Origin of the sequence: Compostibacillus humi (assembly GCF_014637175.1) — a bacterium.
In the GTDB taxonomy this organism is placed as follows: domain Bacteria; phylum Bacillota; class Bacilli; order Bacillales; family Amphibacillaceae; genus Oceanobacillus; species Oceanobacillus humi.
On the sequence record NZ_BMEV01000101.1, the window covers coordinates 1 to 6,614 of the forward strand.

At 39.8% G+C, this 6,614-nt stretch carries 5 protein-coding genes; 4 read left to right on the forward strand and 1 reads right to left on the reverse strand.

The window, feature by feature from the left end:
• The first annotated feature begins 231 nt into the window (after positions 1 to 231).
• The gene (locus IEV18_RS16035; RefSeq protein ID WP_188393379.1) at positions 232 to 1,053 is read left to right on the forward strand and encodes a squalene/phytoene synthase family protein; all 822 of its coding nucleotides are present in this window, start codon (positions 232 to 234) and stop codon (positions 1,051 to 1,053) included.
• A gap of 180 nt (positions 1,054 to 1,233) precedes the next feature.
• Here IEV18_RS16035 and IEV18_RS16040 read toward each other — a convergent pair whose 3' ends face one another.
• A complete protein-coding gene (locus IEV18_RS16040) occupies positions 1,234 to 1,680 on the reverse strand; it encodes a hypothetical protein (protein ID WP_188393380.1) in 447 nt (148 codons plus the stop codon).
• Positions 1,681 to 2,017: 337 nt separating this feature from the next.
• Here IEV18_RS16040 and IEV18_RS16045 point away from each other — a divergent pair, with 337 nt between their 5' ends.
• The 3 genes from IEV18_RS16045 to IEV18_RS16055 are packed head-to-tail and all read left to right on the forward strand — an operon-like array spanning position 2,018 to position 6,220.
• Positions 2,018 to 2,662 (forward strand): response regulator, encoded by a 645-nt coding sequence (locus IEV18_RS16045; RefSeq protein WP_188393381.1) that lies wholly within the window; start codon positions 2,018 to 2,020, stop codon positions 2,660 to 2,662.
• 24 nt (positions 2,663 to 2,686) lie between these two features.
• A complete protein-coding gene (locus IEV18_RS16050) occupies positions 2,687 to 4,468 on the forward strand; it encodes a sensor histidine kinase (protein ID WP_188393382.1) in 1,782 nt (593 codons plus the stop codon).
• 24 nt (positions 4,469 to 4,492) lie between these two features.
• On the forward strand, positions 4,493 to 6,220 hold the full coding sequence (locus IEV18_RS16055) for a methyl-accepting chemotaxis protein (RefSeq protein WP_188393383.1): 1,728 nt from the start codon (positions 4,493 to 4,495) through the stop codon (positions 6,218 to 6,220).
• Positions 6,221 to 6,614 lie beyond the last annotated feature (394 nt).

Genomic DNA, 6,614 nt, shown 5'->3' on the forward strand with positions numbered 1-6,614 from the left:
AGGAAGCCACCCGTCCTATTCAGTATAAAGGATTTTTTTATGGACAAACCACTAAATAATTGAACATTCTTAGTATTTTTTGTTTTTAGATTTAATTTATGCAATGCTAGTGGAATCGTATATATAACATAGCAGCATTACCAATTGCTTAAAACGAATAAACAAAGAAATTAATTTCAATGTCTGATATACTTATATTTACCGAAAGGAAGAAAAAAGGAGAATTTATGAATGAAGAACGATGCAAAGCTGAAAAAAGATGCGATGCGTGTACTGAAGGAAACGAGCAGAACTTTTTACATTCCGATTAAATTGTTAAACCCGACTTTGCGGATGACCGTCGGTTCTGCTTATTTATGTATGCGGGCAATAGATGAAATCGAGGATCATCCGTCAATAGAGCCGGAAGTTAAAAAACAACTGCTGCAAACAACTAGCCAACTTTTGAACGAAGACTCCTTTAATGAAAAAGCTTACCAACAATTAATCCAACCCTACGAAAATTTACTGCCGGAAGTAACAAAGCGGCTCGGAGAATGGATTGCTGTCTGTCCCGGGGGAATTGGCGGAAAAGTAAAAGAATCGACAAGCATTATGGCAGATGGTATGGCAAAATGGGCGTATAAAAACTGGAAAGTACATACAAAAGAGGATCTGGATGAGTATACCTATTATGTTGCCGGCCTTGTCGGGGTAATGCTTTCGGATATTTGGGAATGGTATGATGGCACCAAAACCGACCGGACGTTAGCGATTGGCTATGGCCGGGGATTGCAGGCAGTGAATATGCTGCGTAACCAAAAAGAAGATGCGGAAAGGGGAGTCAGCTTCCTACCGGAAGGCTGGGGCAGAAAGGAACTGTTTGCCTACGCCAAAGAAAATTTACAAATGGCCGATGAATATATCAAAGATATTCAAACGAAAAACATCTTACTGTTTTGCAAAATTCCGTTAGAACTCGCGAAAAGAACGTTGCAAGCTTTGGAGAGCGGGAAAGAGAAAATGACCCGGGATGAAGTAGTTTCAGCTGTTGACCGGATTATAAATAATTAAACTTTGTCACTGTCACGATTAGAAAAAATCTAATCGTGTGTTTTTATAATTAAGGGTGATAATCAATGATAACTCAGGAAGAAGTGTTTTCAGTCGATTATGGAGCGGTCACCTTGTTTTAAGGAGGTTATAAATTAGAAAAATGCCTATTCGCATTTTATGCGGATAGGCATTTAACATTTAAAAGCATTGGAAAGATTGGATTTGATTCAAGTCAATGCCGAAGTATACCCATCTAAATCCATTCCAGCGGAAGCCGGCAATCGACGTTCTTCCGACAAAGGTAGGATAGAACCAGAAAGCATCCCGCCTTAACCAGACATAGGTAAAGCGGAACAGACAGTTGCGGATTGCCCCTGGGTCAACGGCAAACGTTTGAAATTGGGGCTGTTGCGGCGTAAAGCTTGGCGGTGGTGTAGATGGTGCGCCGAACTGTCCTCCAGAGCCTGGTCCTTGCTGTCCGCCGCCAGGGAACCCTCCGCCGGGAAAGCCTCCGCCCGGAAAACCTCCTCCACCTGGAGGGGGAGTACTTGGACCAAAGATTGGGGTTAATAATGACCACGGGAAAGGGAATTGTCTTTCCTCCTCATGTTCCGAAGACGGGTAGAAATAAGGATTGTAATGCATGAAAGTTCCTCCTCGTTCTTTCTTTGCCTCAATTAAAGTTGAGGCCTAATGTAATATATGGGATATTGGTCTACAACGGGTACAGATTTGTGAAGAATAGGCATTCGACCATTTTCTATATGGTTTTTTAGGGTTTTTCCCTAATAGTGCTTTCGTTCAAAATTTGCAATAATAATAGGAAATAAGTATTACTTTTTATTGTGAAACGACTCCATCTTCTGTAAATCATGTCCTCTTTATTTACGACATAAAAATCCAACTAATATTCGACACTTTTCCTGAATCACCGTTAAACAGTGGATTTAGCTTTATAATAGGAATTATAAGGAGGACGCATATGATTTCGATTTTGCTTGCGGATGATCATGCCATAGTAAGAACAGGGTTAAAACTGTTAATTAATAATCAGAAGGATATGAAAGTATGCTGGGAAGCGGATAACGGAGAAGAAGCAGTCCGATTGGCGCTGGAAAAACAGCCGGATATCGTCATCTTGGATTTAAGCATGCCGAAAATGAATGGACTGGTTGCTCTAAGGAAAATCCATGATGCAAATCGGGATATTAAAATTATCGTGTTAACGATGCACGAGGAAAAGGAATATATTTTTCGTGTTCTCCAGGCGGGAGCTTCCAGTTATTTGCTAAAAAGCCATCAAGAAGATGATTTAATAGAGGCTATTCGGACCGTTTATCAAGGCGGGGCATACTTGTATCCGAAGGTTACGAAACTATTACTGGAAGATTATAAGGATAAGCTAAATACGAAGACTGAAAAAATGTCCAGGCTCACCGCAAGGGAACAGGAAGTACTTTCCTACATTGCCAAAGGCTACACGAATCGGGAAATTGCCGAAGAATTATTTCTTTCGGTAAAAACGATTGAATCCCATCGAGCGAGAATTATGGAAAAGTTAAACCTTCGTACCCGCCAGGAAATGGTGAAATTCGCCTTGGAGTATGGCTTGTTAGATAATTTGTAAGTGAACGCCTGGAGGGAACATTCATTGAAAAAACCGTCGCATAAAAAAGACCAAGCAAAAAAGTCACAGAAGCTTATCATTTGGGGAATGGGTATCGGAATTTTTATTTTAATATTGAGTATTTCGTCTGTTATACAGAATAATCAAGAGTCAGAAGTCGTTAGCCGGCAGCTAAAGGGTGCGACATATAATCTTTTATTAAAAGACTTATTGCGGGAAGTACAAATTTGCCGTGGTATTGCAGGCAAGAATTTTTCGGGAAACGATGGAGAAAAGTTTGATATTGCCGATCAGATAAAAACTGTCGATGAACGATTTCAACATTTACAAGAATATGATGCCAAGGTAAAAAACATTTTGGAAACGACAACCCTTTATGAACTTCGGGCGGAATGGGAAAGCATCAAGGAGAACATGGAAAATATTGCACCTGAGGCAATGGAAAAGCAAATAACAATCTTCGTCGGAAAGATTTTGAATTTTATTGTTGAAATTTCCGATCAGACAAATTTGATGATTTCCAATGATTTATCTGTCCATTACTTAGTCCATGATGTTGTGGATGTTTTGCCTGATATGTCTGAAAATTTCGCTATCATGCGATTAGAAGGAAGAAAAGTACTGGAAAATAAAAGGATTACGGAAGAACAAATTAAACAGCTGTCCTATTCGTTCAGTCATGTAAAACATTCCTTGAAAGAGGTAGAACATGGCAGTGACCTTTTATTTTCCGAAAGTCCATCGGTGAAAAAGGAAATCGAACCAATTAGCATAAAATTTTTACAGAAATCAGAGGATTTTCTTAAAGTAATCGAAGATGAAATATTTAGCGGTATTTTTTCAAAAAGTCCGGAGCAATTTTTTGCCATTGCGACGGATACCATCGATCATGTTTTTCTCTTATATGAAGCAGAAACAAATGAACTGGAGCAGTATTTAAGTAATGAACTCGGCAAATTAAGATGGGAAAGATTGCTATTTTCGCTCGTGTCAATCATAAGCGTAATCTTTCTGATATATTCCTTATATCATCTCTATCGGTCCATGAAAAGGACGGTAGATGAAGTAAAGGTAAAAATGAACCGCATTGCTGCAGGCAAAAGGAGAGTAGAAGAAAAGTTTAAAGAAACAGAGCATCGTCTTCAGGAAATAGAAAGGAAGTTTTCCCAGGCGATACTTGAAGCCCATGAAGAGGAACGAAAGCGGGTATCGGGAGAATTGCATGATGGGATAGGACAAGCATTATACAGCATTCTTACGCTATTAAGGGTTATTGAAAGGGAAACAAATGAAGAAAAACGAAGGCAATATGTTCAGCAGACGAAAGATATTACATCGGACGCGATGAAGGAAGTAAAGCAAATCTCCCGTTCGTTACGCCCGTCAGCATTGGATGATTTAGGATTTATCCCTGCTTTAAGAAGTTTCATTGAAGATTATGAAAACATGTATGAAACAAAGGTAACATTCGTTTACGAAGGAATAGAGGGACGGCTGCATCCGAATATCGAAACTGCACTATATCGAATTTGTCAGGAGGCGTTTACGAATATCGCGAAACATGCAGAGGCAACAAAAATTCAAGTTGCTCTTCATAATGAAAAGCAGCATCTGTCCCTTACGATAAAAGACGATGGGAATGGGTTCAATCACCAGGAAGAATATTCTCCGGGATTAGGATTGTACAGCATGAAGGAACGGGCCCAAGGAGCAGGCGGAACATTCCATGTTTTTTCCGAAAAAAATGAGGGGACTACGATTAAAGTCACCGTTCCTAAGCAATATATCAGGCAAGAAAGTTTGTAAGAAAAAATAATTGGAGGTAACCCTATGTTTTTTGCAAAGACGAAACGATGGGATAATTATTTGCATTTTTTCCACCCTACAGATATTGAAAACGTGAAAAAACAAGCACAAGAGCGGCTGACTTTTTTTGGCATCCGTCAAGAAACACTGCTCCATATAAAGCAGGCTGGAGAAATCATCGGACCACACTTCGAAGAAATGATAGATTTCTTCTTTGCGTGTATTACGAAAGTAGACCGTTTTCAGCACATTATAAATAAATATACGACATTAGAAAAATTAAAGCAGGAATTACATCGGTATTTAGTAGAGTTTTTTCGCGGTGAGTTTGATGATCAATATATTTCAGCGAGGATGGCCATCGGCAATGTGGCAAGCCGTGTACATTTAAATGCCGACCATTTTATATCGGTGCATCAGTTGCTTATGCAAATGATCACCTCCATGTTAATGGAAAAATTGCATAAAAAGCCAGATGAGATGATGAAGTGTGTCACTGCCGTACAAAAACTCGCAGCGTATGATCAGCAATTAGTCATCCAAATATATAACGAAAACACGTTTAAAGTATCGGTTTACGGTATTTCCGATATGCTTAATCAGGTGACACAGCTCGATATGTCCCGTAAACTGCTGCAGGCGGTAGATCACCAAAAAGAGGAAACCCATAGTGTTACGGCTGCAACGGAAGAAATGAGCGCATCCATTGCGGAAGTGGCAAACCATGCGGTGACAGTGTCTGAAGGGACGGATGATGCGGTTCAGGCGGCGGAACGCAGCAAAGAAGTGATTGATACAGCCCTCGTTGATATTAAAAAAGTCGGCAAGGTGTATGAGGAAGTCGAAGGAAAGGTACAGCAGCTTAATGAAGAAATAGAACATACTCAAAGTGTCGTCAATATTGTAAAAGAAATATCGGATCAGACGAATTTATTGGCATTAAATGCGAGTATTGAAGCGGCGCGGGCAGGAGAGCACGGAAAGGGTTTTGCAGTAGTAGCCAGTGAAGTACGAAAACTGTCTGAACATACTCAAGAGCAGATTACACAAATTACGAAAAATATGGAGACCCTTCTCCAAGTTTCCGGTGAAGTGACGACTAAAATTGAACAAACAGGCTCCCTCGTTGAGAAAAGCGTTAGTGCCGCCAATATTGCGGGAGACGAATTAACCAAAATTGTGAGCACGATTCAGGAAATAAATGGGGAAATCTCAGAAATTGCCGCAATGAGTGAAGAACAGACATCTTCGATTACGGAAATATCAGACAGAAATAATGTGATTTTCGAATTAAGTACGGAATCAGAACATCTTTCCAAACGAACGGCAAAAATTATATTTGAGCTAAGTAATTTATTGGAAAGCTTCTACAGCAACTTGTTTTCGATGAATATTCACTTAAACGCAAAAGATGTTTTAAGGCTATCCATAACGGATCACCTTCTTTGGAAATGGAAGATTTATAATGTCATACTAGGCATTAGCAAGATGGATGTAGACGAAATCCCCTCCTACAAAAATTGCCGATTCGGAAAATGGTATTACGGCTCATTGCCGGATTTTATAAAAAATCATCCAGCTTACGCCCAATTAGAAGATCCGCACATCGAAGTGCATGAATTGGCAAAACAAGCGGTAGATTATTACCAGCGCGGGGAGGAACAAGATGCGCTGCTAGCCTTCGAGGGATTACAGGAAAGATCGAAGGAGGTTGTTTCCTTATTGGAAGAGTTATTATCCAGTGTGAAATAAGGAAAGGGTCGTTTTTCTATTTTAAACAATATAAAACAGCACGTTCCCTATGCAGGAAACGTGCTGTTTTACAATTTGAAATGGAGCATACCGGGCTCGAACCGGTGACCTCTACGCTGTCATCTTTACAACTGGCAAAAGAACCGTATATATCGTGGGTTTTGAGGTAAGTATAAACAAAATAAAATTTAGGGCTTCAACAATATCAAAAAAATAAAATTAAATAAAACCAAGAAAGATACAGGTTTGTGTCAAGCTTTTCTCGGTAACCTTCTCACACTAGTATTTCCGGCACTCTATTTTTGTACGCTTACTTAGGCTACCGCGCGATTACCATCGCTTGGTGCCTGGCGTTTTTTGTTCGGTTCTACAAACCAAGAACCAAAAAAAACGC